This window comes from Devosia sp., from assembly GCF_036563435.1.
Lineage (GTDB): Bacteria > Pseudomonadota > Alphaproteobacteria > Rhizobiales > Devosiaceae > Devosia.
Genome location: NZ_DATCMJ010000014.1, coordinates 34,993 through 61,715, shown reverse-complemented (window position 1 = coordinate 61,715; position 26,723 = coordinate 34,993). Strand labels below are relative to the sequence as shown.

The window sequence follows — 26,723 nt, the reverse complement described above, 5'->3', positions numbered from 1 at the left end:
CGGCGCTTCGGGATGAGAGTGGTTCCTTAACCACATTCGTTCATCTTCGATGATGCGTCATGGCCGCGAGGAGGAGAGCGGACATGCCTGCCAAGGCAGTATTGTCCAACTCCGGAAGTCGCTCATGGCCAGCCAGCTCAAACTCGCCTTCAAACTCCCCGCAATGGTCGTGGCCATTGCCCTGGTTACCGGCGCAAGTCTTGCCATTGCAGCCTTTGTGGCGAGCAGCAGCATTGTCACCAGCCAGGCCGAACAGCGGCTCACGGCCGCTGCGGCCAACGCGAAATCTTCGATCGAGGCCTATCTCAACGAGGTGGCCGAAGATCTGACGCTGTTTGCCGGGCGCGCCGAGATCGCCGCCAACATCGATCTCTTCTCCGGCGCTTTGCGCTCGCTGTCGGGCCAGGGTGACCCCACCGACTTGCTGCAGACGGCCTATATCACCGACAATCCACACCCGGCCGGTGAACGGCTGCTGCTCGATACGTCCGACAAGCTGCCGGTCTATGATCTCCATCACCGCGCGCTTCACGCCGATTTCCGCGACCTGCTCAACAAGCGCGGTTACTACGACATCTTCCTGTTCGATACCGACTTCAACAACGTCTACACGGTGTTCAAGGAAGCCGACTTCGCCACCAATTTCGGCGAGGACGGCGGTCCCTGGGCTGGCACAGACCTGGGCAAGGTCGTGCGTTCCGCCATGGCCGCGGAAGAGGGGCAGGTTTTCCTCTCCGACTTCGCGCCTTATGGCCCGAGCGCCGGCGCACCCGCCAGCTTCATCGCAGCGCCTGTCTATGATCAGGGCTTCCTGATCGGCGTCCTTGCTTTCCAACTGCCGACCGCCCGCTTGGGCGATGTGCTCAATCGCGTCCAAGGGCTGGGCGAAAGCGGCCAAACTTTCCTGGTTGGGCAAGACGGCCTTGCCCGCAACGACTCACCCGACACGGCTGAAGACGATGTCCTTAGCCTGTCGCTTGACGGTGAAGCGGTATCGGCCGCACTCGGAGGCAGCCCGGCCATTGCCGCAATGCAGGATCGCAATGGCACTGCTTTGGTTGCAGCCGCGGAGCCCCTAACCTTTGGCGGAGTCGACTGGGCCGTGGTGGCGCTGGAAACCGAAGACGCAATCTTTGCGCCGTCCAACGGTCTACGCAACACCATGCTGATCATTGGCCTTGTCCTTCTGGCTCTCGCCGCCCTTGCCAGCATCGTCATCGCCCGTACCATCACACGGCCGGTGTCGCGCCTGACTGATGCCATGGCCGCCATCGCTGGCGACAAGCTTGATATCGCCGTTCCTGGGCTCGAGCGCGCCGACGAGCTTGGCTATATGGCCGAGGCCGTGGAAGTGTTCCGCGGCAACGCCCTCAAGATGCGCGATCTCCGCGCGGCTGAACTCGACATGAGCGAGGAGCGCGCCTCGCGCGTCGGCGTGGTGCAGGAGCTGCAACGCGATATTGGCGCGGTGGTGGGGGCAGCGATTGCTGGTGACTTCAGCCGGCGTGTGTCGACCGATCTAGACGAGCCCGAGCTGCGGCAGCTGGCGGGCGACGTCAACGACCTCGTGGCGACGGTGGATCGTGGACTTGGGGAAACCGGCAGTGTCCTTGCCGCAATGGCGCAGGCCGATCTCAGCCAGCGGGTAACCGGCGACTACCGGGGCGCCTTTGCCCGGCTCAAGGACAGCACCAATGGCGTAGCGGAACAGCTCGGGGAGCTGGTCGTGCAACTGCGCGGCACCTCGGGCGCCCTCAAGACCGCAACGGGTGAAATCCTCTCAGGCGCCAATGATCTTTCGGAGCGCACCACCAGGCAGGCGGCGACCATCGAGGAAACCAGTGCCGCCATGGAACAGCTCAGCCGCACCGTGGTGGAAAACGCCAGCCAGGCTGTTGATGCACGGGAAAAGGCGCGCGCCGTTTCGCTCGAAGCGGAAGCCAGCGGCGCCGTCATGGTCGATGCAACGGCCGCCATGGATCGCATCAGCGCCTCCTCGGCCAAGATCTCCAACATTATCGGTCTCATCGACGACATCGCCTTCCAGACCAATCTTCTCGCCCTCAATGCCTCGGTGGAAGCCGCGCGCGCCGGCGATGCCGGCAAGGGCTTTGCCGTGGTGGCCGTGGAAGTCCGGCGCCTGGCACAATCTGCCGCCTCGGCGTCGGCCGACGTCAAGGTGCTAATCGAGCAGAGTGCCGGCGAAGTGCGCGGCGGCAGCAAGCTGGTTGCCGAGGCGGCGCAAAGGCTCGAAAAGGTACAGCAGGCGATCCGTGCCAATGCCGAGACGCTTGACCACATGGCGCAAGCCAGCCGCGGCCAGGCCTCAGCCATCGAGGAGGTCAATGTCGCCGTCCGCCAGATGGACGAGATGACCCAGCACAATGCAGCGCTGGTGGAAGAGACCAATGCCGCCATCGAGCAGACCGAGGTTCAGGCTGGCGAACTGGACCGGCTGATCGGCATGTTCACGCTCGACAGCGGGTCGCCACGCAGCCGTAAGGAAACCGCCGAAGGTTCCCAAACGCAGGACCCGATCCGCCTGCGCAAGGCAAGCTGAGGAGAAACAGCATGGCCCGTATTAGTCTGGTGGCGCACGACGACAAAAAGGACGACCTCTGCCAATGGGCGGTGCACCACAAGCACAAGCTCAGCCAGCACGAATTGTGGGGCACCGGCACGACCGGCAGCCGCGTCATTGCCGCCACTGGCATGAATGTGAACTTGCTCAAAAGCGGGCCGCTGGGCGGCGACCAGCAACTAGGCGCCATGATCGCCGAGGGCAAGCTCGACGTCTTGATTTTCTTCATTGATCCGCTTTCGGCACAGCCGCATGACGTGGACGTCAAGGCGCTGACGCGGCTCGCCACGCTCTATGATGTGCCCTGTGCCAACAATAAATCCACAGCCGATGCGGTGTTGGCCTTCCTGTGAGGCGTTGACCCTAGCGTCACCTTATGAGCAGATGCCGCAAAATAGCCGGGTATATGAACGGCAGATGAAGGCATCAGGAAAATAGGTCGGTTTGGGTGTCCCCTGACTTGGTTATTGACGTTCGCAACGTCAGCAAACGCTTTGGCGGACTCACCGCCGTCAACAACTGCTCGCTCTCGGTGCGGCGTGGCTCGGTCACCGGGCTGATCGGCCCCAACGGCGCGGGCAAGTCCACCTTGTTCAACATCGTCGCCGGCAATATCGTGCCCGATGAAGGCGCGGTGATCTTCGATGGGGCCGATGTCACGGGCCTCAAGCCGCATCAGCTGTTTCGCACCGGCATGCTGCGCACCTTCCAGATCGCCCATGAATTCTCCAACATGACGGCGCTGGAAAACCTGATGATGGTGCCGGGCGACCAGCCGGGCGAAGATCTCGTCAACGCCTGGTTCCGCCCCGGCCGCGTCAAGGCGCGCGAGACCGAGGTGCGCAAGAAGGCACTCGACGTCATCGACTTCCTCAAGCTTGGCCATGTGCGCAACGAACTGGCGGGCAACCTTTCGGGCGGGCAGAAGAAGCTGCTCGAACTGGGCCGCACCATGATGGTCGATGCCAAGGTCGTGCTGCTCGACGAGGTCGCCGCCGGCGTCAACAAGACGCTGCTCAACGACCTCGCCGGCAATATCGAGCGCATGAACCGCGAACTGGGCTACACCTTCTTCGTGATCGAACATGACATGGACCTGATCGGCCGCTTGTGCGACCCGGTCATCGTCATGGCGCAGGGCGAAAAGATCGCCGAAGGCCCGATGGAAGAGATCCGCGCCAATCCCGCAATCGTCGAAGCCTATTTCGGCACGCCCGTGGAAGTTGCCTAATGGCTTTGCTTGAACTCAAACACGTCGTCGGCGGTTATGGCGGCGCGCCCATCCTCAATGGCGTCAACATGGCCATCGAGCAGAGCGATATCGGCGTCATCGTCGGCCCGAATGGTGCCGGCAAGTCGACCACGCTCAAGGCCATTTTCGGCCTGCTCAAGGTTACCGGCGGCACGGTGGAATTCCTGGGCGAGAACGTCGCCAACTCTCTCCCTGATACGCTCGTGCCCAAGGGCCTGAGCTTTGTCCCGCAGGAGAAAAACGTCTTCACCTCGATGAGTGTTGAGGAAAACCTCGAAATGGGGGCCTTCACCCGGCGCGACGATTTCACCGAGACCATGCAGTGGGTCTACGAGATGTTCCCGGTGCTGGCCGAAAAACGCCGGCAGCCGGCGGGCGAGCTCTCTGGCGGACAGCGGCAGATGGTGGCCATGGGCCGCGCGCTGATGAGCAAGCCCAAGCTCCTTCTGCTCGACGAACCTTCGGCCGGCCTCTCACCGCGCTACGTGATCGAAATCTTCGAGACGATCGTCCGCGTCAATGGCGAGGGCGTCGGCATCCTCATGGTGGAGCAGAACGCCCGCCAGGCGCTGGCTTTCGCCTCCAAGGGCTTCGTGCTTGCACAGGGCCAGAACCGCTTCACCGGCACGGGTCCCGAACTCATCGCCGATCCCGAAGTCGCCAAAAGTTTCCTCGGGGGCTAAGCTGTGACCGAACTCATCTTCTTCTTCAACCAGGTGGTCATCGCAGGCGCCGTGCTGGGCTGCATCTACGCGCTGGGTGCCGTGGGCATTACGCTGATCTTCGGCATCCTGCGCTTTGCCCACTTCGCCCATTCCGAGCTTATGACCTCCGGCGCGTTCTTCGCGTTTCTCCTCGCCATGCTGTTCACGCAGTGGGGCATCGTCACGCCCATTCCTACAGGCTTTGTGGTCCTGCCCATCGCCATGGTGCTGTCGGCCGTCTTCGCCCTCGGCATCGACAAGGGCTTTTATGCTCCGCTGCGCAAACGCGGCGCGCGGCCAGTCATTCTGCTGATCGCCTCCATCGGCGTCACGCTGATGGTGCAGGGCCTGATCCGCCTGTTCTTCGGCGCGGGCACCTGGTCGTTCTTTGAAACCGAAACCAAGGACGTGTTTCGTATCGACACGGCCTTCCTGGGATCCACCCGCCCGCTGGTGATCACCGAACCGCAGCTGCTGATGATCGTCGTCACCGTGATCAGCGTCCTTGCGCTCCACTTCTTCCTGACGCGGTCGCGTCTGGGCAAGGCCATGCGTGCCATGGCCGACAATGCCGACCTGGCCCAGGTTTCCGGCATCAACACCGCCCTTGTGGTACGGGTGACCTGGATCGTTGCCGGCGCGCTCGCCTGCATGGCCGGCACGATGCTGGCTTTGGACGTGACGCTGAAGCCTGATCTGGCCTTCAACATCATCATCCCGATCTTTGCCGCCGCCATCGTCGGCGGTCTCGGCCAGGCCTATGGTGCCATCGCCGGCGGTCTGTTGATTGGTTTTGCGGAATCGCTAGCGGTCTTTAACTGGACCATGCTGCTGCGGCCACTCAACGGCGTCCTGCCGGAATGGGCACAACTGCCGGCGACGCTGTCGCTGGTGCCCACCGAATACAAGCTCACCGTCGCCTTCGTCATCCTTGTCGTCGTGCTCCTTGTGCGGCCGACCGGAATCTTCAAGGGAGCTTCGTCATGATCCGGCGTTCTCTCACGCTGTTTGCCGGCCTCTTCGTCCTGATCCTCGTGGTCGGCTGGGCCATGGGCCTGCCCTTTACCTCCTCGCGCCTCGTGGAAGCGGCGGCCTATTCGCTGATCGCGCTGGGGCTCAACATCCAGTGGGGCTATGGCGGGCTCTTCAACTTCGGCATCATGGGTTTCCTGATGCTGGGTGGCTTTGCCGTCACCTTTATCTCCTACCCGGTCAACCCGCAGTTCTGGGGCTCCGATGGGCCTTGGATGCTGGGCCGCGCCCTGATCGCCTTTGCGGCCGGCGCGCTCCTCGTCTACGGCGCCCGCAAGAGCGACCGCCTGGGTGTCCGTGGCGGCTGGAAGACCCTTGTGACGGTCCTTGCCTGGTTCGTCGCCTACTGCATCTATCGCTCGCAGATCGATCCGGCCGCCGCCTATATCGAAGCCAATGCCGGCTTTGTCGGCGGTCTTGGTGCCCATCCGGTGCTTGGTTGGCTCTTTGGCGGCCTCCTTGCAGCGGCAGTCGCCTTCATTGTCGGCAAGATCGCGCTTGGCCTCCGCACCGATTATCTCGCCATCGCCACCATCGGCATCTCCGAGATTATCCGCGCGCTGATCAAGAACATGGACTGGCTGACGCGCGGCACGCTCACCGTCTCGCCCATTCCGTGGCCTACGCCGCTGCCGCAGGCATACCAGGCCGCCGGCAATGATGGGTTCTCGTCACTGCTTCTGGCGCGTGGCGGCTTTCTCCTCCTGGCGCTGGCTGTTCTAGCCATCGCGCTCTGGTTGATATCGCGCGCCTATTCCGGCCCTTGGGGCCGCATGATGCGCGCCATCCGCGACAACCACATCGCGGCCGCGTCCATGGGCAAGAACGTGACCTCGCGGCAGCTTGAGATCTTTGTTTTCGGCTCGGTGCTGATGGGCATCGGCGGCGCCATGCTGGTCAGCTTCACCCAGATATTCGATCCCTCGAGCTATCAGCCGATCAACCACACCTTCCTGATCTGGGTCATGATCATCGTCGGCGGTGCCGGCAACAACTGGGGTGCCGTCTTTGGCGCCGTGCTGATCTGGCTGGTCTGGGTCGTGTCCGAGCCGCTGGCCAAGGTGATCTTCGACTTCGTCAGCTACTGGTCCAGCAATGTTGGCTGGGGCGCCATTCCGGAGATCGAGTCCCGGTCGGCCCAGATGCGCGTCTTTGTGCTTGGCCTCGTGATAACCATCGCCCTGCGCTATGCGCCCAAGGGGCTTCTTCCCGAAGTGGTGCGCCGCGAAGGCTGACCTGCCTTAATCAACAAGAACCGAAGGCTCCGCGCTCATGCGCGGGGCCTTCTTGTTAGCGGCGCTCGTAAAGCATGGCCACGGCACCCGAGTTGAACTCGCGCCGGTCGACCAGCCGAAGGTCGACGGGTTGCGGCAGGCCCGCCAGCAGCGTCGGGCCGTGTCCGGCTAAGTTAGGGTGGATGACGAACTGATACTCGTCGATCAGCCCAAGCGTGCTGAGAGCCAGGGGCAGGGTGACGCCGCCGGTCGCGATTAAACCGCCGGGCTCCGCCTTGAGCGCCTCGACGGCCTCCCTCAGGTCCTTGCCACGGATGATCTCGCTGTTCCAGTCGGCAGCGGCAAGGCTGTCGGAAACCACATATTTTCGCGCCTTGTCGATGGCCTGGGCAAAGGGCACGACCCAATCGGGCATGCCCTCATGCGCACGGCCGGTCCGCGCCACCTCACGCCAGCCCGCCTCCATCATCTGGTAGGTCACGCGGCCATAAAGCAGCGCATCGGCCTGGCTGATGGCTTCGCCCCAGAACCGATGCAGTTCCGCGTCCGGACTCACCGCTTGATGATCGCAACACCCATCCAGCGTTACATTGATCGAATACCGCAGCCGCCGCATACATTCCTCCACTTGCATTGTGCAACTAGATGAACATAGCCGCACAGCGGCGTTTTGCAATCTGCGGCAGCTAGGCTTCTGGTTTCACCGCATGCAGCCAGAGCCAGCGTGTGGGCAGGTTGTCGTAGCCCGATCCATCCTGTTCGGTGATTTCGATGCTCTTCCAGGCACCTGCATCTGCCGCATGGGTACGAAGCTGCTCCTCATCGAGGTAATTGTAGTAGCGTCCGAACGTGTCCCGCCCTTCGCTGCTTCCGGCCTTGAAGCTGGCCATCAGGTGCCCGCCAGAACGCAGGGCGCGGAAGATGCGCGCCAGATCATCGGTAAGCTCGGCGCGGGGCGCATGAAGCAGGGCAGCACTGGCCCAGACCCCATCGTAGGCGCCGTGCTCATCCAACTGGTGGAAGGCCATGATCCGGACCGGGACGCCCAGCCGCGCCCCAGCTTCTGCCGCGAGTTCGGTCGACGCGTCCGAGGGCGTCACAGCAAAGCCCTTCGCCAGCATGGCGGCGGCATCCCGGCCATTGCCGGTGCCAAGTTCTAGGATGGTCCCGCCCTCCGGAAGCCGGGACAGGAAGGCTGAAAGTTTCGGGGAAGGTTGAGTGGCATGCTGCACGTAGTCGGCAGCGTTGTCGGCGTAGAATTTCAGTGTGTCAGGATCAGACATCGTTGCTCTCAAGAAAAAGCCCGGGATCGCTCCCGGGCTTCGCATTTCTGGCAGGCCGATCGGCTTACTGGATCACGCCTTTTTCGACGAAAGCGCCGCCTTCGACGGCGAGTTCGACGATGATGCCGTCAACGTCGCCGGCTTCGTCGAAGTCGAGCGGGCCGCCGGCGCCTTCATAGTCGATGTCGGTGCCGGCCTTGATCAGCTCGACAGCCTTGCTCCATTCGCCGGGCATGATCTTTTCGCCCGGTGCGGAAGCGACTTCGCGCAGCGCAGCGGAAAGGCCGTCGCGCGAGGTCGAGCCGTTCTTCTCGATGGCAAGTGCCAGCAGGAACGCGGCGTCATAGGCCTGCGGTGCATAGGTAGCGTTGGCTTCGATGCCGGCTTCGGTGGCGAGGTCCACATAGGTGGTGGTGGCGTCGCCTTCGGGTGCGCCGGCACGGGTGGCGATCAGGCCTTCCACTGAAGCGGCGTCGATGCCGGTCAGCAGGTCGTCGCCCACCATGCCGTCACCGCCGACATAGGTGGTGAAGTTGCCGGATTCGACGGCCTGGCGCAGGATCGTGTTGCCCGAGGCATTGGCATAGGCCAGGATCACCAGGTTCTGCGAGGCAACAAGGTTGCCCAGCTCGGCGCGGTAATCGGCCTTGCCTTCTTCGTGCGCTACGTTGGCTGCAACAGTACCGCCGGCTTCCTCGAAGGCGGCCGTCAGCGCTTCCGAGAAGCCCTTGCCGTAGTCATTGTTGACGTAGGTAATGGCGATGTCCTTGACGCCCTTGGCGATCAACAGGTCAGCCATCTTGATGCCCTGAAGGGCGTCGGACGGGGTGGTGCGGTAGACGAGGTCGTTGTCTTCCAGCGTCGTCAGGGCCGGTGCCGACGAGGCGGGCGAGACGAAGACGACATTGCCGCTGAGGCCCGAGCCGTTGAAGGCGCCGATGGTTTCACCGGTGCAGAGGCCGCCCACGACGGCCACGGCATTGTCGGTGTTGATGATCTTGTCGGCGGCCGTTGCGCCGCCGGTAGCGTCGCAGGCGCTATCGGCCGAGATCATGGTGAGCTCGCCGCCCAGGATGCCGCCCTGTTCGTTGACCTGCTTCACCACCAGCTCGGCGCCGGCAAAGATCGGCGGGGTCAGCGATTCGATCGGGCCGGTGAAGCCGCCGATGAAGCCGATGGTGGCGCCGGTGTCCTGTGCGATGGCTGGTGCGGCGACGGCCAGCGTCGAGGCAGCAACGGCCAAGGTCAGTGTGTTCTTGAGAATGCGCATGTATGTCCCTCTGCTTGCTCATGCTGCCGAGAGGCCCTTGCCTGGGCCAGTCTTGCTAACCGGCAGCACGAAGTGGAGGCGCACCCGCGCCTCGCTGCGGCGACTGTTGCATATTTGGCGGGGCGGAGTCACCGGGATTTGCGCAGCTTTGCGCCCCTCCGTTGCGGTTGCTTAACAGGTCGGCTTTGGGGCATAGATCGCAGCAGGGCTTCAGGGAGCAGGCAGCGCATGAGGGCAGCACTATTGCGATGGTCGCCACTCCTGCTTGCGCTTCTGCTGGCCATGCCGGCAGCAGCGCAGGTCACCGTGCTCGATCAGGCGCAGGACCAGCCCGCCGAAAGTGGCCCGCCGCCGGTTTGCGGCACCCAGCCCTTCGGCATTGCCCGCATGGCCTGGCCGTCCGCCGAACTCCTGGCCGAAATCCATGCCCGGCTCCTTGCGCAGGAATTTGAATGCCAGGTCAATGTCACGCCGGGCGACCTGGCCGCGACCGGCTCGTCCATGGGTTCGACGGGTCAGCCGGCCGTAGCACCGGAAATGTGGGTGACGCGCATCGCCGACGTCTGGAATGCCGGGGTCGAGGCACAGATGCTGCGCCCCGCCGCCTCCACCTATACGGCCAGCGGGTTCGAGGGCTGGTTCCTGCCCGATTACCTTGCCGCCGAACATCCGGAGCTGGGCGAGGCAGAGGCGCTGGCCGAGGCGCTCAAGGCCATGGCCCTGCCCGAAAAGCTGCGCTTCATCTCCTGCCCCGCCGACTGGGCCTGCGCCGTGATCAACCGCAACCTCGTCGCGGCCCATGGTCTCAAGGACCTGGTGGAGGTGGTCGAGCCGGCGAGCCGGTTCGAGATGGACAAAATGGTCGCCGAAGCGATCAGCCTCAAGCAGCCGGCCCTTTTCTACTACTGGCAGCCCAATGCGGTGCTCGACCAGCTCGCCTTTATTCCCGTCGACATGGGCGAATACGACGAAGAGGCGTTGACCTGCCTCGCCCAGGTGGCCTGCGCCGACCCGCGTCCAAGTGCCTTCGCCAGCGAAACAGTGGTTGTCGCGGTAGCCGAATGGGTGTTTACCGACGCGCCGCTGATTGCCGGCTATTTCGGGCGGGCCAGCCTGCCGCTCGAAGAAATGAACAACATGCTGGCCCAGCTCAGCGAAACCGGGATGACCGTCGAGGCCGTGGCGGACCGCTTCGTCGCCGAGCGCGAGGCCATCTGGCGCCCGTGGATCGGCAGCGCCCCTTAACCTTCTGCTTACCATGACAAGCATGTCCGGCGTTTCGTCATGCGGCTGTCACGTAGGCAAGTTAGGGCGCTGCCACCACTAAGCCATTGTTCATGCTGCTCTTTTGCTCAAGCTCTTTACTGCGTGTTCAGAACTTATCGGCATATACGTAAAAACCCGGATGTCTCTGGACCACATGTCGTGAACGCTTCTTCCCTGGCAGCCTCCTCCTGTGCGCAACTGGCAAACTAAGATGCGTTTGGCCCGCCTGCGCCAGCGTAGCCTGCGCAACGATCCGCATTACGCTGCCATTCTGGTTGACTATCGCCGGGTCGCGTTCGGCGTGGCCGTGTTGCTGGTGGTGACGATCGTCGCCCGGGTCCTCGCCCTGTTTGACCTGCTGGGCCCAAGAGCCCTAGCCCTGATGCCGAGCCTCAGCGTCGCCACAAGCCTGCTGCTGCTGGCGATCCTCGTCTTCGGCTATCGCTGGCTTGAGGACCGCCTCCTCTCCATCGCCGAAGAGTCGCGCCGCAACCTCGACAAGGTGGATCGCGACGCCCTCACCGGCGTCTATAACCGCGCCTATTTCCTCGAAGCTCTGGCAGACGACGTCTTCCATGGTGCCGAGCGGCCGGTGGGATACCTCCAGCTCGACATGGACAATCTCAAGGTCCTCAACGACACGTCGGGCCACGCGGCAGGCGATGCGGCCCTGGTGCACCTCGCCCGTACCATCGAGAAGGTCATTCCCGGCGGCGTCCTTGGCCGGCTTGGCGGCGACGAGTTCGGCGTCATAATCCTCGGCCATGACAACAAGCCGGCCCTGCGGCGGCTGGGCGAGGAATTGCTGCGCCAGCTGGAGCGGCCGATCACCATCCAGGGTCGTTCGGTGCGGCTCTCGGCCTCGATCGGCGTGGCCCTGTCGCCGCTCGATGCGGTCGACCCCACCGACCTGATCTCCAAGGCCGATCTGGCGCTCTATACCGGCAAGAAGGCAGGCCGCCATACCGTCGTCTGCTTCGAGCCGGACATGCTGGGCGATGAACGCCATCGGCGCTTCGTCGAACGCGACTTGCGCGCCGCGCTGATGATGAACGAGCTCGAGCTCTTTTATCAGCCCGTGTTCAATGCCGACATGCAGATCAAGTCCTACGAGGCGCTGGTGCGCTGGCGGCACCAGGTGCGCGGCATGATCTCGCCCGCCCAGTTCGTGCCCATTGCCGAGGAAAGCGACCTTATCGACAAGCTCGGCGACTGGGTCCTGCGCCGTGCCTGCCTCGATCTGGGCAGCCTCGGTGAAAAGCCGGTGGCCATCAACGTCTCGCCCATGCAGCTGCGGCATCGCGATTTCGCCGAGCGATTTGCCGAGACGCTCCGCGAAATGAGTGCCGATCCGCGCCGGCTGGTGGTGGAAATCACCGAGACCGTGCCGCTCAACGCCCAGGCGACCGAACTTGCCAACCTGGCTGCCCTGCGCAAGCTCGGCGTGCGCGTCGCCATCGACGATTTCGGCGCCGGATATGCAAGCCTGCAATATCTGCGCGGCTTTGCCTTCGACATCATCAAGATCGACCGCTCCTATGTCGCCAATCTAGGGGAGAGCCGCATCGACGGCATGATCGTCTCGGCCATCTGCGACATCGCGCGGTCCTTGCCAGTCGAGGTGATCGCGGAAGGCATCGAAACCCAGCTGCAGCTCGAGCAGCTGCGCCTCGCCGGTTGCACCGGCTTTCAGGGGTATCTCCTCGGCCGCCCGGAGCGTCTGATCCGTCCAGAGGCTGTCGCTGCCGCATGACAGGCTGGTGACAGCTATGCTTCAGTCGCAGTTGCTTCCCTGTGCGGGCAGTGGGTATAAGGCCCGTACCAGCCGGTTCGGTAAGGGAGCAGAGCGATGGACTTGAAGCGGATCAACGAACGCGTCAGCGTGTCCGGGCAAATCCAGCCCGAAGACATTCCGGCGCTCAAGGCTGCCGGCTTTACCACCATCATCAACAACCGGCCCGACGGCGAGTCGCCCGACCAGCCCGCCGGCGCGGAAATCGAAGCCGCCGCCAAGGCTGCAGGCCTGAGCTACCACGCTATTCCCCTTGGCCGCGAAGGCGTCTCGGCGGAAATGGTCGAGCAGACCAAGGCGGCGCTTGCGCAAAGCAGCGGCCCGGTCTTTGCCTTCTGCCGCTCCGGCACCCGTTCCACCACGCTCTGGGCCTTGAGCCAGGCGGGTGAACAGGATGCGGGCGAAATCATCTCGCAGGCGGCGGAAGCCGGCTACGACATGAGCCATCTCGCCGGCCATCTCAGCCGCTGATCCTTTTCCTGACGGTTGGGCGCGAACCGTCCACCGTTGCCGACCTGAGCCGGACCCGAACGGGTCCCCAGTCCCTCCCGCTCGGATATGCAATCGATGCCAATCAAGAAGATCCTCGTCGCCAACCGCAGCGAAATCGCCATTCGCGTCTTCCGTGCCGCCAATGAACTCGGCCTCAAGACCGTCGCCGCCTATGCCGAGGAAGACAAGCTGGCGCTGCATCGATTCAAGGCCGACGAGGCCTATCCGATCGGCAAGGGCAAGGGTCCGGTCGAGGCCTATCTTCAGATCGAGGAATATATCCGCATCGCTCGCATCTCGGGCGCCGATGCCATCCATCCCGGCTATGGGCTTCTCTCGGAATCACCGGAATTCGTCGACGCCTGCGAGGATGCCGGTATCATCTTCATCGGTCCGCGCTCGCAGACCATGCGGGACCTGGGCAACAAGGTTGCGGCGCGCAACATGGCCATCGCCAGCAATGTGCCGGTCGTGCCCGCCACCGAGGCGCTGCCCGACGACCCCGAGGAGATCAAGCGTCTCGCCGCCGAAATCGGCTATCCCCTGATGCTCAAAGCCTCCTGGGGCGGCGGCGGCCGCGGCATGCGCCGTATCATGGACGAAAAGACGCTTCTGTCGGAAGTCAGCGAAGGCAAGCGCGAAGCCAAGGCGGCTTTTGGCAAGGACGAGATGTATCTCGAAAAGCTGATCGAGCGCGCCCGCCATGTCGAAGTGCAGCTGATTGGTGACGACCATGGCAACCTCGTGCACCTCTTCGAGCGCGACTGCTCGGTGCAGCGGCGCAACCAAAAGGTGGTGGAACGCGCGCCGGCGCCATACCTGTCGGACGCCGTCCGCAAGGAACTGACCGATGCCGCGGTGCGCCTGGGCAAGGCCGCGAACTATCGCGGGGCCGGCACCGTCGAGTTCCTGATGGATGCCGACACCGACAAGTTCTACTTCATCGAAGTCAATCCGCGCATCCAGGTCGAGCACACAGTCACCGAAGAGGTGACCGGCATCGACATCGTCAAGGCGCAGATCCATCTGCTCGACGGCGCGGTGATCGGCACGCCGGAGTCGGGCGTCCCCCTTCAGGAAAACATCCGCCTCAACGGCAATGCCATCCAGTGCCGGGTCACCACGGAAGACCCCGAACAGAACTTCATTCCCGACTATGGCCGTATCACCGCCTATCGCGGCGCGACCGGCTTTGGCGTGCGTCTCGACGGCGGCACCGCCTATGCCGGCGCGGTTATCACCCGCTTCTACGATCCGCTGCTCGAAAAGGTCACCTGCTGGGCGCCAAGCGCCGAAGAGGCCATCGCGCGCATGCACCGCGCCCTGCGCGAATTCCGCATCCGCGGTGTCTCGACCAACCTGGCGTTTCTCGAAAACATCATCAACCATCCCGACTTCGTCGAGAACCGCTATACGACGCGCTTCATCGACACGACGCCGGAGCTGTTCAACTTCAAGCCCCGCAAGGATCGCGCGACCAAGCTCCTGAGCTATATCGCCGACGTGACCGTCAACGGACATCCCGAAGTGCGCGACCGCCCGCGTCCGCCCGCGGAAGCTGCGGCACCGGTCGTGCCCGAGTTTGCCCCGCTCACGACAGTCGAGGGCAGCCGGCAGGTCCTTGATCATGACGGCCCGGTGGGCCTTGCCAACTGGATGAAGGCGCAAACCAGGGTCCTTTTCACCGACACGACCATGCGCGACGCGCACCAGTCGCTCCTGGCCACGCGCATGCGGAGCTTCGACATCACCCGCATCGCGCAAGCCTATTCGCGTGGCCTGCCCAACCTCTTCTCGCTCGAATGCTGGGGCGGCGCGACATTCGACGTCGCCATGCGCTTCCTCAACGAGGACCCATGGGAGCGGCTGGCCAAGGTGCGCGAGGGTGCGCCCAATATCCTGACGCAGATGCTGCTGCGCGGCTCCAATGGCGTCGGCTACACCAACTATGCCGACAATGTCGTCAAGTTCTTCGTCCGCCAGGCCGCGGTCGGGGGCGTCGACATCTTCCGCATCTTCGATTGCCTCAACTGGGTCGAGAATATGCGCGTCTCGATCGATGCGGTCGCGGCGGAAGGCAAGGTGGCCGAGGGCGCCATCTGCTATACCGGCGACCTCTTCGATCCCGATCGCAGCAAGTATGACCTCAAATACTATGTGGGTCTGGCCAAGGAACTCGAAGCCGCAGGCGTCCATGTCCTGGGCATCAAGGACATGGCGGGGCTCCTGAAGCCCGCCGCTGCGCGCAAGCTCGTTTCGACGCTCAAGCAGGAAGTGGGCCTGCCGATCCACCTTCATACCCACGACACCTCGGGCGCCTCCGCTGCGACCGTGCTCGCGGCCGTCGAAGCCGGTGTCGATGCCGTTGATGCGGCCATGGATGCGCTGTCCTCGACAACCTCGCAGCCCACGCTCGGCTCGCTTGTTGCTGCGCTGGAAGGCGACAGCCGCGATCCCCAGCTCGACGCCAAGGCGATCCGGCAGATTTCGTTCTACTGGGAAGCGGTGCGGACGCAGTACCGCGCCTTTGAAAGCGACCTCAAGGGCGGCGCCTCGGAAGTCTATCTCCACGAAATGCCGGGCGGCCAGTTCACCAATCTCAAGGAACAGGCGCGTTCGCTGGGTCTAGAAACCCGCTGGCACGAAGTGGCCCAGACCTATGCCGACGTCAACCAGATGTTTGGCGATATCGTAAAGGTGACGCCCAGCTCCAAGGTAGTCGGCGACATGGCGCTGGCCATGGTATCGGCCGGCCTCAAACGCGCCGATGTCGAAGACCCGCAGCGCGACATCGCCTTCCCCGATTCCGTCGTCGGCTTCTTTGCCGGCGACCTCGGCCAGCCGCCCGGCGGCTTCCCCGAGCAGCTGCAGAAGAAGGTGCTCAAGGGCCGTACCCCCATGAGCGAACGCCCAGGCTCCTATCTCAAGGATGTCGATCTTGAGGCCGAGCGGCAGAAGGTGTCGGAGGAGGTTGGCATCGAAGTAGACGACTTCCGTCTTGCCTCCTACCTCATGTATCCCAAGGTCTATACCGACTTCGAAAAGACCCAGGACCGCTATGGTCCGACCGAAGTGCTGCCGACCCCGGTCTATTTCTACGGCCTCGACGAGGGCGACGAGCTGCTGGTCGACATCGAGAAGGGCAAGACGCTGGTCGTCAATTACCTTGGCCGTGGCCCGACCAATGAAAAGGGCGAGGTGCGGGTCTTCTTTGACCTCAACGGCCAGCCGCGCACCATCACCGTTCCCGATCGTCTCAAGGCCGGCGAGGTCAAGGTCCGCGCCAAGGCCGCTCCCGGCGACAACAAGCAGGTCGGCGCCCCCATGCCCGGCGTCATCTCGACCCTTGCGGTCAAGCAGGGCCAGCAGGTTCAGGCCGGTGACGTCCTCTGCTCGATCGAAGCCATGAAGATGGAAACCGCCATCCACGCCGAAGTCGGCGGCACCGTCGCCGAACTCCTGATCCGCCCCGGCGACCAGATCGACGCCAAGGACCTCCTGGTCCGGCTGGAATAGCTTGTTCCCGCGTTGGGAACAAGCTATCCTGGGTCAGGATGCGGATTGTCGCTGAGGGAACGCTGAGAAGTTTTGCGCTGCGCCATCCGGCGGCAAAGCCTGCATTGCTGCATTGGCGGCTCGTCGTCAAAGCCGCGAGCTGGCAGTCCACGCAAGAGGTGCTGCGAAGCTTTTCGAAGGCAAAGGTGCTGAACGCTGAGCGCGTACGCTTTGAGGTTGCAGGTGGAAGTTTCCGGCTCATCGCCGCCTTCGACTTTCGGCTGCAAATCGCCTTCATCAAGTTCGTCGGGACGCATGCCGAGTATGACGCCGTAGACGGGCTGACGGTCTCGTTGTTTTGAGGCGGAGCATGGATATCAAGCCTATCGTCACCGACCAGGACTACCAGGACGCGCTCAAGCAGATCGAGCGTCTGTGGGGCGCCGATCCAGCCAGCGAGGATGGTACTCGGTTGGATGCCCTCGCCACTCTGGTTGCAGCCTATGAGGAAAAGCAGTGGAGCGGCGGGGAGGCCGATCCAGTCGACACTATCAGGGCGCATATGGAATGGAACGGCTACACGCAATCGGACTTGGCCAAGGTCCTCGGCTCGCGTTCCCGTGCCTCAGAAATCCTCAACCGCCGCCGCGCGTTGACGCTGGAAATGATACAAAGGCTCGATCAGGAATGGGGTCTTCCAGCGTCCCTGCTGGTAAAACCTTATAGTATTATTGCCGCGTAGCAATTGTTGACGAAAGGTTAACAGCTGCATTACTGTCTTCACGCTGAGTGAGGGCGGCGCATATGAGCGACCATTGGGAAGATGATCGGAAAGACTCAACCGCTAACCGGCAGGCGATCAGAACACACTTCGCCTATTCAAAGTTGAGCTCCCAAGGATTAGCCTTCCTCGCAGTTGCAACAATCAGTCAGTATGCGTTTTCACCTTTCGGTAGCGGTCTCTCCGAGCGCGCGTTTATAGCAGTCGTCACTGCAATAACCGCTATCGTATGCGTCTCGGTCGTGTCGGCAGCATGGCGGACAGCGCGTTGATCACAGCCGCCGCGCGCGGCCGTCGACGGTCTTGCCGTATTTGCCGGCATAGACCCGCGCCGGCACGGGCAGGCGCGAGACGATCCAGCTGACCATCATGGGCACCAGCACCATGTCGTCGACCCAGCCGGCCAGGGGGATGAAGTCGGGCAGGATGTCGATCGGGTTGACCAGGTAGAACGCGGCGAACAGCGTCGCGGCCTTGAGGTAGAGCGGGGTGTGCGGCGACCAGAAGGCTTTCCAGAGCTGCACGACTTCCTTGCGAAACAGGACGAGGCGGGGGAGGAGCATGGTGATCATGCTTGCTAAATGGCCCCGACGTGCCCCGGTTCAAGACCAAGGCGATCACATATCTGCGTCCTCAGTTTTCCAGGCCCCCGCGCTCCTTGAGGAGCTTGTAGATTGCCATGGCATGGCCATGGCCCAGGCCGTAGTCGGCCTTGAGCCAATCAGTGACTGCCGTGGCCTTGGTGCCCTTGCCGGTGAGGCCCTTTTCGCTCGCGAGGCGAATGAACTCGTCGGGCGAGACGCCGGTCTGTTTTTCGATATTGGTGAGGTAGGCAGCAAAGCTCATCTGGGTCTCCTGGCGGTTCGCCAATCCGACGAGCAGAAGGGCGACGGTTCGACACAATCAAGAAACATTGCGCCGCTAGGGTTGAAGGATTATCTCTCGGCATAGATTTCGAGGTGTTCATATGGCCGGTCCAGCGCCGCGCAGGCAGTCGGTTGGCGTCAACGTCGGTGGCGTCATGGTGGGCGGAGGCGCACCGGTCGTCGTCCAGTCGATGACCAATACCGATACCGCCGACATCGATGCGACCGTCAAGCAGGTCATGCAGCTGGCGCGCGCCGGTTCGGAAATCGTCCGCATTACCGTGGATCGCGATGAAGCCGCGGCTGCGGTGCCGATCATCCGCGACCGGCTGGCCTTCATGGGCTATGACGTGCCGCTGGTGGGTGACTTCCACTATATCGGCCACAAGCTCCTGACGGATCACCCCGCCTGTGCCGAGGCGCTGGCCAAATACCGCATCAATCCGGGCAATGTCGGCTTCAAGGCCAAGCGCGACACGCAGTTCGCCACGCTGATCGGAATCGCCAACCGCTATGACAAGCCGGTGCGCATCGGCGTCAACTGGGGTTCGCTCGACGAAGAGCTGCTGACCCGGCTGATGGACGAGAATGCCGTTTCGGCCAATCCGATCTCTGCCGCCGCCGTGCAGCGCGAGGCCATCATCCAGTCGGCGCTCCTGTCGGCCGCGCGTGCCGAAGAACTGGGCATGCCGCGCAACAAGATCCTCCTGTCCACCAAGGTATCGGACGTCCAGCACCTGATCGCCGTCTACCAGGACCTCGCTGCCCGGTGCGACTATGCGCTCCATCTCGGCCTCACCGAAGCGGGCATGGGCTCCAAGGGCATCGTCGCCTCCTCGGCCGCCCTGGGCATTCTCCTGCAGCAGGGCATCGGCGACACGATCCGCATTTCGCTCACCCCCGAACCCGGCGGCGATCGCACTACCGAGGTCAAGGTCGCGCAGGAACTGCTGCAGACCATGGGCTTCCGCCAATTCCTGCCGGTGGTCGCGGCATGCCCCGGTTGCGGGCGCACCACCTCGACCACCTTCCAGACGCTGGCCAAGGACATCCAGGACCATCTCAACGTCTCCATGCCGGAATGGCGCGAGCGCTATCCGGGCGTCGAGACGCTCTCGGTCGCGGTGATGGGTTGCATCGTCAACGGGCCGGGGGAGTCCAAGCACGCCAATATCGGCATTTCCCTCCCCGGCACCGGCGAAACCCCGGCCGCTCCGGTTTTTGTCGACGGCGAAAAGGTCGCCACGCTGCGCGGGCATGACGTGGCCGACCAGTTCAAGGTTATGGTCGCCGACTATATCGAGCGCAAGTTCGGCACCGGGCAGAGGACGGCGGCGGAGTGAGCCTCAGGGCGTGCCCCTTGTACCCGGCCCGCGCCGGCTGCATACTGAGCCTATGACAGCGCTTCTGGACCAAGCTATTGAACGCGCCCGGGCCCTGCCGCAGCAGGCGCAGGACGATCTGGCGCGCCTTGTTCTTCAGCTGACGGAAGACGAACAGGCGCCCTATATGCTGTCGGCGGATGAACGCGCGGCCCTTGCGCCGTCACTGTCCCAGGCCGAAGCGCGTGACTATGCCGGCGATGCGCAGGTAGCGGCTGTGTGGGCCAAGCACGGGCTGTGACTGTCCGGTTTACGCCACAAGCGCTGGCGGAACTCGATGCAATTTTGGACTATGTGGCCGAACGATCATCCTCTGGTGCCAACCGCATACAACGGCGCATCAAAACGCTGATCGACTTGCTGCCGCATTTTCCCCTTGCTGGGCAGGGGACCGACATCGCGCGCCTACGGCGCCTCGTGGTGACCCCGTTCCCTTACGTGATCTACTATCGCACCGATGATGACGATATCGTCGTCGTGTCCGTCCGTCACTCCGCCCGGAAAGCTGAACCCGGCCGGTAATATCGATCAGCCCTCCTGGCCCGGCGGCAGGCAGGCATCTACCCACTTGTTGCCGCAGAGTTCCGCCAGGCGGCTCACGCTCAGCCGGACGGAGGCGTGGGTGTCGCCGCCGGCGGGGATCATCACGTCATAGATCTTGATGGAGACATCGAGATAGATCGGCAGCGGCGCCGGCAGGCCGAAGGGACAGACGCCGCCCACTTCGTGGCTGGTGAGGCGCAGCACGTCGTCGGCGCCCAGCATGCGCGGCCGCCCGCCAAAGGCGGTCTTGCTCTTCTGGTTGTCGAGCCGCGCATCGCCGCGGGTCACGAGGAGGAATTCCTCGTCGCGGACGCGGATGCAGAGTGTCTTGGCGATCTGGCCCGGCTCCACACCATGCACCGCCGCGGCCAGCGGCACGGTGGCCGTCGAGGCCTCCGTCACCTCCACCACGAGGTCAGGGGCCCGCTGGGCGAGATCGGCTTGAACGGACTGGAGGCTCATCGGCTGCTTTCAGAACAGGTTGGCGAGTTTGTCTTCGTAGTCGGCGCGCATCTTGTAGTGCACTGGCGCCGTCAGCGCCCGACGCATGAAATCTGGGTCCAGCCGTTTGCCGTCGAGCGCCAGGAGTTCGCTGACCGTGATGCGTTCGCCCGCATAGGGCGTGACCACCACATCCATGCCCGCTTCCACCGTGCCCGGCTGGAGCACGCGGCAATAGGCGCCGGGACGCCCGGCCTTGTGGAAGCGCTTGACGAAGAAGCGATCACCCATGCGGGCGGCAAAGGTCATGCAGGGCGTGCGGTGCGAGGTGACCTCCAGCACGACTTCGCCGATCGTGAAGCGGTCACCCACTGCAACGCTGCGGCCCTCGACGCCCTCGATGGTCAGGTTTTCGCCGAAGCGGCCCGGCTCGATCGTTGTGCCGAGCTCGTCCGCCCAGAACTGGTAGTCGTCGGCAAAATAGAGGTAGATGGCCTGGTCCACGCCGCCATGGTGCTTGCGGTCGCAGATGGCGTCGCCCACCAGGCCCAGGCGCTCGATCTCGGCGCTGGGCTGGGGCTGCTTGATGATGCCCGTCAGCGCCTTATAGCCCTCGATATGCTGGGCGTCGCCGCGGTTGACGCTGATGAGCTTGGCCATCTCAGTTCTCCCGGCTGGCGAAATAACGCGCCGTGGCCCGCAGCCCGTCTGCCCGTGGCCCAAAGGTGCGGAGGGCGGAAAGGGCATCGTTGACGGTCTGCGCCAGGCGCGCCCGCGCTGCATCGAGCCCCAGCTGGGCCACCAGGGTCTGCTTGCCGGCGCCAGCGTCCTTGCCGGTAGCCTTGCCCATGGTCTCGGCTGTGGCGGTCACGTCGAGAATGTCGTCGGCCAGCTGGAAGGCCCTTCCAGCCGCCTCGGCATAGGCGGTGAGCACCGAGAGCGCCCGCGGCTCGGCCCCACCAAGGATTGCGCCCATGCGCACGCTGGCGCGGATCAGCGCCCCCGTCTTCATGGCCTGAAGGGTCGAGATGTCGTCGGCCGAAAGGCTTCCCTGCTCGCTCTCGATGTCGCGCATCTGCCCGCCCACCATGCCGCCGGCGCCCGAACCCGCCGCCAGTTCCGCCACGAGGCGGATGCGGACTTCGGCATCGGGATGGCAGCGCGGATCGGCAAGAAGGGCAAAGGCATGCGTCAGAAGCGCATCGCCGGCGAGGATCGCCGTCGCCTCGTCATAGGCCTTGTGCACGGTCGGGCGGCCGCGGCGCAGGTCATCGTCGTCCATGGCCGGCAGGTCGTCATGGATCAGCGAATAGCAATGGACCATTTCCACCGCGAGGCCGGCGGTCAGCGACCGCGCGGGCTCGACCTGGAAGATCGAGGCGGCCTGGCGCACCAGCAGCGGGCGCAGGCGCTTGCCGCCCCCGAGGCTGCCATGGCGCATCGCGGCGACGACGCGTTCCGCGGCCGGACCGGGGCCGGAAAGCCGTCCACTATCGAGCAGCTCCCCGAGTGCGGCTTCCACGTCCCTGGCGCAACTGGCGATATCGGCGGCGAAATCATACATGCCCTGTTGCTAGCCGGTTTGTGGCGCGGGCGGCAAGCCACCGCGGCGACTTTGCCGCTTTGACGCAGCCATCGGGGCCGCTATGGAAAGCGCATGGCACGACGCGGGAGAGCAAAGGGTATTTGGCGGATCATCCGCGCGGCAGCGCTGCTGCTTGCAGTGCTCGTGGCGATCCCCGTGGTTCTGACGCCGGTCTACCTCGTGGTCGATCCGGTCTCGGTGCCGATGCTGGAGCGCTACGTCACCGGCCGCCCGGTGGAGCGCGAGTGGCGCGACCTCCCGGACATCTCCGATCGCCTCAAGGCCTCGGTCATTCTGTCCGAAGACGGGCAGTTCTGCCGCCACTGGGGCGTGGACCTGGCGGCCTTGCGCGCCGAGGTCGAGCGCTTCATGGCCGGCGAGGATGCGCGCGGCGCGTCCACCATCACCATGCAGGTGGCGCGCAACCTCTTCCTCTCCAATCGCGCCAGCGTCGTGCGCAAGGCGCTGGAAGTGCCGCTGGCCGCCTATATCGACCTGGTCATGCCCAAGCGGCGGATCATGGAGATTTACCTCAATATCGCCGAATGGGGCCCTGAGGGGCAGTTCGGCGTCGCCGCCGGTGCCCGCCGCGCCTTCGGCATCGAACCGCAAAACCTTGACTGGCGCACGGCGACGCTGCTGGTCACCGCCCTGCCAAACCCCCTGCTGCGCCAGCCCGGCCGCCCATCGCAGGGCATGCTGCGCATCGCCGGCGTGATCCAGAACCGGGTCGCCCAGTTCGGTGACCGCGCCAGCTGCGTGGGCGAGGGAGGAAGGCTCGCACTGTAGGGCACCAGACATCAGCGTTTATCGCACCCCTGGGAGGCTCCACCTTGTTCCGTTTGCCACCGCGCGTCGGCTCCCCTCCCCCTTGCGGGGTGGGGTTGGGGGTGGGGGTCCATCAGTGGACCACCGGACGCCCCCCTCCCTCAGTCCCTCCCCTCAGAGGGGAGGGAAGCGTTGCGGCGTCGCCGGTGCTCTCCTAAGCCTCTTCCGCTTGCAGCCTATCCGCCAGCGCCATCAGCGGCCGGTCGCGAATGCCCAATTCCTGCAGGTGCCGCGCGGTATTGAGCACATAATCCACATTGCGGCCGGACAATCCGATACCCGCCCGCACCATGGCCAATTGCTGGTCGAGCTCCAGCTTGCCGGCAAATTGCGGATGCCGCTCGTCGACGAGGAAAGCCAGGGCGCTTACCGTCCGGCCATTGGCCAGTCGCACCGGGCGCTGGACGTCCCGATAGACGGTGGTCACCTGTTCGCGCTCCTGCAGATAGGCATAAACGTCCGCCCAGTCGCTCTCGGCCACCTCAAAAACCATGCCGCGGCAGGAGCCGCCGCGTGTCAGCCCGAACACCAGCCCCGGCTGTTCCACGGTGCCGCGGTGATGGTGCGAGATGATGGAGAGGCTGCGATGGGCGCCCTTGAGCAGGCCCTGTTGCGCCGACAGGTGCGGAAAGCCCGGATTCCAGATCAGGGATCCGTAGCCGAAGACCCAGCGGGTCGCTGCGGTGGTGGGTTGGAACATGGTCATATCCTGAACAGAAACCTAGGCAAGCTTGCGGCTGCAAGCAATCTCCCCCGCTGCCTAGCCCCTATGCGACAGGGGCCGCGACCCGGAAAGCACCGCCGGGCTATCGACCAGCGCTCTTTAGTCCGACCGGCCGCACAGGTATGACTGCCCTCATGAAGAAGCGAATCATCATTCTCGGCTCCGTCGTGGTCGCCGTCATTGTTCTCTGGAGCGCTGCCTGGGCCGTCCTCAGCGGGCTCATCCGGCAGAATGTCCAGGCGCTGGCCGCGGCTGACGGCGTGCAGACGCCCAACCTCGCCTGCGAGACGCTCAATGTGGGTGGTTATCCGTTCCGCTTCGATCTCGACTGCGGCAATGCCCGCATCGTCAGCGGCGACCTGGTGGTCGATGTGCCCGGCATCCGCGCCAGCGCCCGCGTCTATTCGCCGTTCCATCTCCTCGCCTCCGCCCAGGGGCCGCTGCAACTGACCGACAGCTTCACCGGCACGCGCAACAGTGTCGCTTGGTCGACGCTCGATGCCAGCGTCAACGTCCAGAACTGGCGTATCCAGCGCCTGTCGGTCTCGGGCAAGGATGTGGTGTGGAGCGATCGCCTGTTCGGCGATGCCGTGATCGCGCAGAGTCCCCTGGTCGAGCTGCACCTGTTCGACATTCCCGAGCAGCACGATCCGGAGCGGCACCTCGCCGCGCTGGCCGCCTATGGGCGCGCGCAGGGCCTGGCCTGGCCGGGCCTGACGCTCACAGGCACAGATGCCGATATCGAGCTCGAACTCTCCGGCCTGCCCGACGATGTGCGCAACTGGGGGGATCCTGCCCTGCTGCCGTCGATCCAGCAAGCCGGCGGCAAGCTCAACATCGTTCGCATTCATGCCACCGATGCCGATTCGGTGCTCGATGCCACGGGGACGCTCGGGCTCGACGCGCAGGCAATGGTGGATGGCCAGGTGGCGATCACCTCAACGGGCGTCGCCGAACGCATCGGCCCCATGATCGAGGAGCCCTGGCGCACGCTGGTGCTGGGAACGCCGGGCGCCGAAGGCGTCTATACCAACCAGCTGACTTTCAAGAACGGCGCGATCTTTTCGGGCCTCGTGCCCATCGCCAGCGTGCCGCCGCTCTTCTAGCTGCTCTTTTCGGCACCCTCGCCGGGCGCCGGCGGGGCATCGTGCGGGCGGCCGAAATCGGGCGCCGCGGTTTCCTGGCCTGCCGAAATGATCGAGCGGCGAATGGCGCGGGTGCGGGTAAACAGTGCCTCGAGCGCCGGCCCGTCGCCCATGCGCACCGAACGCTGCAGCGCCGACAGGTCTTCGGAAAACCGGCCGAGCATTTCCAGCACGGCATCGCGATTGGTCAGGAAGATGTCGCGCCACATCACGGGGTCCGAGGCGGCGATGCGGGTGAAATCGCGGAAGCCGGAGGCCGAGAACTTGATCACTTCCGATTGCGTCGCCGTCTCGAGGTCGGCCACCGTCCCCACGATATTGTAGGCGATCAGATGCGGGATGTGGCTGGTGATGGCCAGCACCATGTCATGGTGGGCGGCATCCATGCTTTCCACCTGGCTGCCCATGGCGCGCCAGAAGGCGGCAAGCTGCTCGGTCTTGGCAGGATCGACCTCTGGACCAGGCGTCAGCACGCACCAGCGGCCGGCAAACAGCTCGGGAAAGCCGGCCGAGGGGCCGGAATGTTCCGTACCAGCCAAAGGATGACCAGGCACGAAGCTCACGCCCTCCGGCACAAGTGGCGCTAGCGTCTTGACCACGTGACCCTTGACCGAGCCGACATCGGACAGGATCGCGCCGGGCTCCAGCACCGGGGCGATGGTGCGCATCACCCCCTCATAGGCGCCTACGGGGGTGCAGATGATAACCAGGTCTGCCCCGCGCACCGCTTCGGCGGCATCCAGCGTATAGATGTCGCCCAGCTTGAGGTCGCGTGCCTCGTCGAGGGTTTCCTGCTTGCGGGTGGCGATGGCGATGGTGTCGACCAGGCCCTGGCGCCGCGCGGCCAGTGCGATGGACGACCCGATTAGGCCAATGCCGATCAGGGCGAGCTTGCGAAAATGAACCGTCATGCGACCTTGACCAATGCCTTGAGGATGCCGGCAACGCCGCGCATGGCCTGTTCCGAACCGATGGAGATGCGCAAGCCATCGGGAATGCCATAGGAGGGGCCGATTTCGCGCACGATGAGGCCCCGCTCGCGCAGCGTCTCGAAAGCGAGCGCAGCGTGCTCCGCATCGGGGAACAACACCATCACGAAGTTGGCCTGGCTGGGAACAACGCGGAAATGGTTGGAGCTGTCGAGTTCGGCCGTGATCCAGTCGCGCCAGAGCGCATTGTGCGCCTTGAGCTTGTCGTTGAACTCCTGGTCGCGCGCGGCGGCGGCGCCGGCTAGCTGTGCCGGCAGGTTAACGTTGAAGGGACCACGGATGCGGTTAATGGCGTCCACCACATGAGCCGGTCCCATCATCCAGCCGATGCGCGCCGCTGCCAGACCCATCTTGGAGAAGGTGCGAACCATGACGACGTTTTCGGCCTCCCGCACCAGGTCGGCGCCGGTGGTGAAGTCCTCGGCCGTGACATATTCGGCATAGGCATTGTCGACCACGAGGAGGATGTCGGGCCGGAGGCCGGCATGGAGGCGCCGGATCTCGCTGTCGGGCAGGTAGGTGCCGGTGGGATTGTTGGGATTGGCGAGCCAAAGGACCTTGGTGCGCTCGGTCACTGCGGCCAGCAGGGCGTCGACATCGGCGCGGTAATCATCCTCGTCGACCATGACGATCTGGGCGCCCGCCGCTTTGGTGATGATCGGATAGACCGAAAAGCCGTAGCGGCTCATGATCGCTTCGTCACCCTCGCCCAGATAGCACTGGGCGAGGAGATGCAAGAGGTCGTCGGACCCGTTGCCGCACACGATAAGCTCGGGATCCAAGCCATGCACTTCCCCCAGTGCCGTGCGCAGGATGCGTGAGGAGCCTTCGGGATAGATATCCAGCGTCTCGGCGGCCGAGCGGAAGGCCTCGATGGCCTTGGGGCTGGCGCCCAGCGGGGACTCGTTGGAGGAGAGTTTCACATAGCTGGTGCCCGCCGCGCCGGACTTGCCGGGCAGGTAGGGAGCGATGTCGAGAATGCCGGCTTGCGGCACGGGGCGCGTGGGTTGGGACATGGTGCCAATCTGGGCAGAAAA

General features: G+C 64.1%; 28 protein-coding genes. 17 read left to right on the top strand and 11 right to left on the bottom strand.

The annotated features are described in order from the left end of the window. The first annotated feature begins 124 nt into the window (after nucleotides 1-124). From VIL88_RS08505 to VIL88_RS08480, 6 genes are all read left to right on the top strand, one after another. Complete coding sequence (locus VIL88_RS08505) at nucleotides 125-2,560, top strand: methyl-accepting chemotaxis protein (RefSeq protein WP_331987766.1); 2,436 nt, start codon at nucleotides 125-127, stop codon at nucleotides 2,558-2,560. A gap of 11 nt (nucleotides 2,561-2,571) precedes the next feature. Further along, a complete protein-coding gene (locus VIL88_RS08500) occupies nucleotides 2,572-2,934 on the top strand; it encodes a methylglyoxal synthase (protein ID WP_331987765.1) in 363 nt (120 codons plus the stop codon). Nucleotides 2,935-3,041: 107 nt separating this feature from the next. Then, nucleotides 3,042-3,812 (top strand): ABC transporter ATP-binding protein, encoded by a 771-nt coding sequence (locus VIL88_RS08495; protein WP_331987763.1) that lies wholly within the window; start codon nucleotides 3,042-3,044, stop codon nucleotides 3,810-3,812. Beyond that, the gene (locus tag VIL88_RS08490; protein WP_331987761.1) at nucleotides 3,812-4,516 is read left to right on the top strand and encodes an ABC transporter ATP-binding protein; all 705 of its coding nucleotides are present in this window, start codon (nucleotides 3,812-3,814) and stop codon (nucleotides 4,514-4,516) included. The genes VIL88_RS08495 and VIL88_RS08490 overlap by 1 nt, the downstream gene beginning before the upstream one ends. Nucleotides 4,517-4,519: 3 nt before the next feature. Then, entirely contained in the window at nucleotides 4,520-5,524 is a 1,005-nt protein-coding gene (locus VIL88_RS08485; protein WP_331987759.1) for a branched-chain amino acid ABC transporter permease, read from the top strand. Beyond that, a complete protein-coding gene (locus VIL88_RS08480; RefSeq protein ID WP_331987757.1) occupies nucleotides 5,521-6,804 on the top strand; it encodes a branched-chain amino acid ABC transporter permease in 1,284 nt (427 codons plus the stop codon). The genes VIL88_RS08485 and VIL88_RS08480 overlap by 4 nt, the downstream gene beginning before the upstream one ends. Nucleotides 6,805-6,859: 55 nt before the next feature. On the opposite strand, the gene VIL88_RS08475 is transcribed toward VIL88_RS08480, so the two are convergent. The 3 genes from VIL88_RS08475 to VIL88_RS08465 form a co-directional block, all read right to left on the bottom strand. After that, nucleotides 6,860-7,420 carry a dihydrofolate reductase family protein gene (locus VIL88_RS08475; protein WP_331987755.1) on the bottom strand — a complete coding sequence of 187 codons (561 nt, stop codon included), beginning with the start codon at nucleotides 7,418-7,420 and terminating at the stop codon, nucleotides 6,860-6,862. Nucleotides 7,421-7,490: 70 nt separating this feature from the next. Then, nucleotides 7,491-8,087, bottom strand: a complete 597-nt coding sequence (locus tag VIL88_RS08470; protein ID WP_331987752.1) for a class I SAM-dependent methyltransferase — start codon at nucleotides 8,085-8,087, stop codon at nucleotides 7,491-7,493. Between the two features lie 64 nt (nucleotides 8,088-8,151). Then, nucleotides 8,152-9,357, bottom strand: a complete 1,206-nt coding sequence (locus VIL88_RS08465) for an ABC transporter substrate-binding protein (RefSeq protein ID WP_331987750.1) — start codon at nucleotides 9,355-9,357, stop codon at nucleotides 8,152-8,154. A gap of 228 nt (nucleotides 9,358-9,585) precedes the next feature. Here VIL88_RS08465 and VIL88_RS08460 point away from each other — a divergent pair, with 228 nt between their 5' ends. The 6 genes from VIL88_RS08460 to VIL88_RS08435 all read left to right on the top strand — a co-directional run bounded on the left by VIL88_RS08460 (nucleotide 9,586) and on the right by VIL88_RS08435 (nucleotide 17,144). Beyond that, a complete protein-coding gene (locus VIL88_RS08460) occupies nucleotides 9,586-10,602 on the top strand; it encodes a glycine betaine ABC transporter substrate-binding protein (RefSeq protein WP_331987748.1) in 1,017 nt (338 codons plus the stop codon). A gap of 232 nt (nucleotides 10,603-10,834) precedes the next feature. Next, a complete protein-coding gene (locus VIL88_RS08455) occupies nucleotides 10,835-12,376 on the top strand; it encodes a putative bifunctional diguanylate cyclase/phosphodiesterase (protein ID WP_331987746.1) in 1,542 nt (513 codons plus the stop codon). 96 nt (nucleotides 12,377-12,472) lie between these two features. Then, entirely contained in the window at nucleotides 12,473-12,886 is a 414-nt protein-coding gene (locus tag VIL88_RS08450) for a TIGR01244 family sulfur transferase (RefSeq protein WP_331987744.1), read from the top strand. A 96-nt stretch (nucleotides 12,887-12,982) separates the two neighbouring features. Continuing rightward, a complete protein-coding gene (pyc, locus tag VIL88_RS08445; protein WP_331987742.1) occupies nucleotides 12,983-16,423 on the top strand; it encodes a pyruvate carboxylase in 3,441 nt (1,146 codons plus the stop codon). A 38-nt stretch (nucleotides 16,424-16,461) separates the two neighbouring features. Beyond that, nucleotides 16,462-16,764 (top strand): type II toxin-antitoxin system HigB family toxin, encoded by a 303-nt coding sequence (locus VIL88_RS08440; RefSeq protein WP_331987741.1) that lies wholly within the window; start codon nucleotides 16,462-16,464, stop codon nucleotides 16,762-16,764. 8 nt (nucleotides 16,765-16,772) lie between these two features. Further along, complete coding sequence (locus tag VIL88_RS08435) at nucleotides 16,773-17,144, top strand: helix-turn-helix domain-containing protein (RefSeq protein WP_331987739.1); 372 nt, start codon at nucleotides 16,773-16,775, stop codon at nucleotides 17,142-17,144. A 311-nt stretch (nucleotides 17,145-17,455) separates the two neighbouring features. Here the strand turns inward: VIL88_RS08435 and VIL88_RS08430 are convergent, their stop codons facing one another. Together VIL88_RS08430 and VIL88_RS08425 are read right to left on the bottom strand one after the other, a co-directional pair. Continuing rightward, nucleotides 17,456-17,755, bottom strand: coding sequence for a YkvA family protein (locus VIL88_RS08430; RefSeq protein WP_331987738.1), 300 nt, complete (start codon nucleotides 17,753-17,755; stop codon nucleotides 17,456-17,458). A 61-nt stretch (nucleotides 17,756-17,816) separates the two neighbouring features. Beyond that, nucleotides 17,817-18,029 (bottom strand): DUF4287 domain-containing protein, encoded by a 213-nt coding sequence (locus tag VIL88_RS08425; protein WP_331987736.1) that lies wholly within the window; start codon nucleotides 18,027-18,029, stop codon nucleotides 17,817-17,819. 121 nt (nucleotides 18,030-18,150) lie between these two features. Here VIL88_RS08425 and ispG point away from each other — a divergent pair, with 121 nt between their 5' ends. Genes ispG through VIL88_RS08410 form a run of 3 tightly spaced genes read left to right on the top strand, consistent with a single transcriptional unit; the run spans nucleotide 18,151 to nucleotide 19,953 of the window. Further along, nucleotides 18,151-19,392 (top strand): flavodoxin-dependent (E)-4-hydroxy-3-methylbut-2-enyl-diphosphate synthase, encoded by a 1,242-nt coding sequence (gene ispG / locus VIL88_RS08420; RefSeq protein WP_331987735.1) that lies wholly within the window; start codon nucleotides 18,151-18,153, stop codon nucleotides 19,390-19,392. Nucleotides 19,393-19,444: 52 nt separating this feature from the next. Continuing rightward, nucleotides 19,445-19,672 (top strand): hypothetical protein, encoded by a 228-nt coding sequence (locus VIL88_RS08415; protein ID WP_331987734.1) that lies wholly within the window; start codon nucleotides 19,445-19,447, stop codon nucleotides 19,670-19,672. Further along, the gene (locus VIL88_RS08410) at nucleotides 19,669-19,953 is read left to right on the top strand and encodes a type II toxin-antitoxin system RelE/ParE family toxin (protein ID WP_331987732.1); all 285 of its coding nucleotides are present in this window, start codon (nucleotides 19,669-19,671) and stop codon (nucleotides 19,951-19,953) included. The genes VIL88_RS08415 and VIL88_RS08410 overlap by 4 nt, the downstream gene beginning before the upstream one ends. A gap of 6 nt (nucleotides 19,954-19,959) precedes the next feature. Here VIL88_RS08410 and VIL88_RS08405 read toward each other — a convergent pair whose 3' ends face one another. The 3 genes from VIL88_RS08405 to VIL88_RS08395 are packed head-to-tail and all read right to left on the bottom strand — an operon-like array spanning nucleotide 19,960 to nucleotide 21,979. After that, on the bottom strand, nucleotides 19,960-20,436 hold the full coding sequence (locus tag VIL88_RS08405) for a YbaK/EbsC family protein (RefSeq protein ID WP_331987730.1): 477 nt from the start codon (nucleotides 20,434-20,436) through the stop codon (nucleotides 19,960-19,962). A gap of 9 nt (nucleotides 20,437-20,445) precedes the next feature. Further along, nucleotides 20,446-21,075, bottom strand: coding sequence for an MOSC domain-containing protein (locus VIL88_RS08400; RefSeq protein ID WP_331987729.1), 630 nt, complete (start codon nucleotides 21,073-21,075; stop codon nucleotides 20,446-20,448). 1 nt (nucleotide 21,076) lies between these two features. Beyond that, nucleotides 21,077-21,979: a farnesyl diphosphate synthase gene (locus tag VIL88_RS08395; protein ID WP_331987727.1), complete on the bottom strand. Its 903-nt coding sequence runs from the start codon at nucleotides 21,977-21,979 to the stop codon at nucleotides 21,077-21,079. A 93-nt stretch (nucleotides 21,980-22,072) separates the two neighbouring features. Between VIL88_RS08395 and VIL88_RS08390 the strand changes: the two genes are divergently transcribed. Continuing rightward, nucleotides 22,073-22,789 (top strand): biosynthetic peptidoglycan transglycosylase, encoded by a 717-nt coding sequence (locus tag VIL88_RS08390; RefSeq protein WP_331987725.1) that lies wholly within the window; start codon nucleotides 22,073-22,075, stop codon nucleotides 22,787-22,789. A 193-nt stretch (nucleotides 22,790-22,982) separates the two neighbouring features. Here VIL88_RS08390 and VIL88_RS08385 read toward each other — a convergent pair whose 3' ends face one another. Next, a complete protein-coding gene (locus VIL88_RS08385; RefSeq protein ID WP_331987723.1) occupies nucleotides 22,983-23,528 on the bottom strand; it encodes a gamma-glutamylcyclotransferase in 546 nt (181 codons plus the stop codon). A gap of 158 nt (nucleotides 23,529-23,686) precedes the next feature. Between VIL88_RS08385 and VIL88_RS08380 the strand changes: the two genes are divergently transcribed. Next, the gene (locus tag VIL88_RS08380) at nucleotides 23,687-24,658 is read left to right on the top strand and encodes a DUF2125 domain-containing protein (RefSeq protein ID WP_331987721.1); all 972 of its coding nucleotides are present in this window, start codon (nucleotides 23,687-23,689) and stop codon (nucleotides 24,656-24,658) included. Here VIL88_RS08380 and VIL88_RS08375 read toward each other — a convergent pair. Both VIL88_RS08375 and hisC read right to left on the bottom strand, forming a co-directional pair. Then, nucleotides 24,655-25,608 (bottom strand): prephenate/arogenate dehydrogenase family protein, encoded by a 954-nt coding sequence (locus VIL88_RS08375; protein ID WP_331987719.1) that lies wholly within the window; start codon nucleotides 25,606-25,608, stop codon nucleotides 24,655-24,657. The genes VIL88_RS08380 and VIL88_RS08375 overlap by 4 nt on opposite strands. Next, complete coding sequence (gene hisC / locus VIL88_RS08370) at nucleotides 25,605-26,702, bottom strand: histidinol-phosphate transaminase (RefSeq protein WP_331987717.1); 1,098 nt, start codon at nucleotides 26,700-26,702, stop codon at nucleotides 25,605-25,607. The genes VIL88_RS08375 and hisC overlap by 4 nt, the downstream gene beginning before the upstream one ends. Nucleotides 26,703-26,723: the final 21 nt, after the last annotated feature.

Bases quoted from the DNA above. Each gene is read 5' to 3' on its own strand.
- VIL88_RS08415 (WP_331987734.1), top strand. From the start codon at position 19,445: ATGACAGCGCTTCTGGACCAAGCTATTGAACGCGCCCGGGCCCTGCCG.
- VIL88_RS08390 (WP_331987725.1), top strand. From the start codon at position 22,073: ATGGCACGACGCGGGAGAGCAAAGGGTATTTGGCGGATCATCCGCGCG.
- VIL88_RS08405 (WP_331987730.1), bottom strand. From the start codon at position 20,436: ATGAGCCTCCAGTCCGTTCAAGCCGATCTCGCCCAGCGGGCCCCTGAC.
- pyc (WP_331987742.1), top strand. From the start codon at position 12,983: ATGCCAATCAAGAAGATCCTCGTCGCCAACCGCAGCGAAATCGCCATT.
- VIL88_RS08395 (WP_331987727.1), bottom strand. From the start codon at position 21,979: ATGTATGATTTCGCCGCCGATATCGCCAGTTGCGCCAGGGACGTGGAA.
- VIL88_RS08480 (WP_331987757.1), top strand. From the start codon at position 5,521: ATGATCCGGCGTTCTCTCACGCTGTTTGCCGGCCTCTTCGTCCTGATC.
- VIL88_RS08430 (WP_331987738.1), bottom strand. From the start codon at position 17,755: ATGATCACCATGCTCCTCCCCCGCCTCGTCCTGTTTCGCAAGGAAGTC.
- VIL88_RS08400 (WP_331987729.1), bottom strand. From the start codon at position 21,075: ATGGCCAAGCTCATCAGCGTCAACCGCGGCGACGCCCAGCATATCGAG.
- VIL88_RS08460 (WP_331987748.1), top strand. From the start codon at position 9,586: ATGAGGGCAGCACTATTGCGATGGTCGCCACTCCTGCTTGCGCTTCTG.
- VIL88_RS08385 (WP_331987723.1), bottom strand. From the start codon at position 23,528: ATGTTCCAACCCACCACCGCAGCGACCCGCTGGGTCTTCGGCTACGGA.
- VIL88_RS08455 (WP_331987746.1), top strand. From the start codon at position 10,835: ATGCGTTTGGCCCGCCTGCGCCAGCGTAGCCTGCGCAACGATCCGCAT.
- VIL88_RS08435 (WP_331987739.1), top strand. From the start codon at position 16,773: ATGGATATCAAGCCTATCGTCACCGACCAGGACTACCAGGACGCGCTC.
- VIL88_RS08425 (WP_331987736.1), bottom strand. From the start codon at position 18,029: ATGAGCTTTGCTGCCTACCTCACCAATATCGAAAAACAGACCGGCGTC.
- VIL88_RS08500 (WP_331987765.1), top strand. From the start codon at position 2,572: ATGGCCCGTATTAGTCTGGTGGCGCACGACGACAAAAAGGACGACCTC.
- hisC (WP_331987717.1), bottom strand. From the start codon at position 26,702: ATGTCCCAACCCACGCGCCCCGTGCCGCAAGCCGGCATTCTCGACATC.
- VIL88_RS08440 (WP_331987741.1), top strand. From the start codon at position 16,462: ATGCGGATTGTCGCTGAGGGAACGCTGAGAAGTTTTGCGCTGCGCCAT.
- ispG (WP_331987735.1), top strand. From the start codon at position 18,151: ATGGCCGGTCCAGCGCCGCGCAGGCAGTCGGTTGGCGTCAACGTCGGT.
- VIL88_RS08375 (WP_331987719.1), bottom strand. From the start codon at position 25,608: ATGACGGTTCATTTTCGCAAGCTCGCCCTGATCGGCATTGGCCTAATC.
- VIL88_RS08380 (WP_331987721.1), top strand. From the start codon at position 23,687: ATGAAGAAGCGAATCATCATTCTCGGCTCCGTCGTGGTCGCCGTCATT.
- VIL88_RS08465 (WP_331987750.1), bottom strand. From the start codon at position 9,357: ATGCGCATTCTCAAGAACACACTGACCTTGGCCGTTGCTGCCTCGACG.
- VIL88_RS08490 (WP_331987761.1), top strand. From the start codon at position 3,812: ATGGCTTTGCTTGAACTCAAACACGTCGTCGGCGGTTATGGCGGCGCG.
- VIL88_RS08475 (WP_331987755.1), bottom strand. From the start codon at position 7,420: ATGCGGCGGCTGCGGTATTCGATCAATGTAACGCTGGATGGGTGTTGC.
- VIL88_RS08450 (WP_331987744.1), top strand. From the start codon at position 12,473: ATGGACTTGAAGCGGATCAACGAACGCGTCAGCGTGTCCGGGCAAATC.
- VIL88_RS08470 (WP_331987752.1), bottom strand. From the start codon at position 8,087: ATGTCTGATCCTGACACACTGAAATTCTACGCCGACAACGCTGCCGAC.
- VIL88_RS08505 (WP_331987766.1), top strand. From the start codon at position 125: ATGGCCAGCCAGCTCAAACTCGCCTTCAAACTCCCCGCAATGGTCGTG.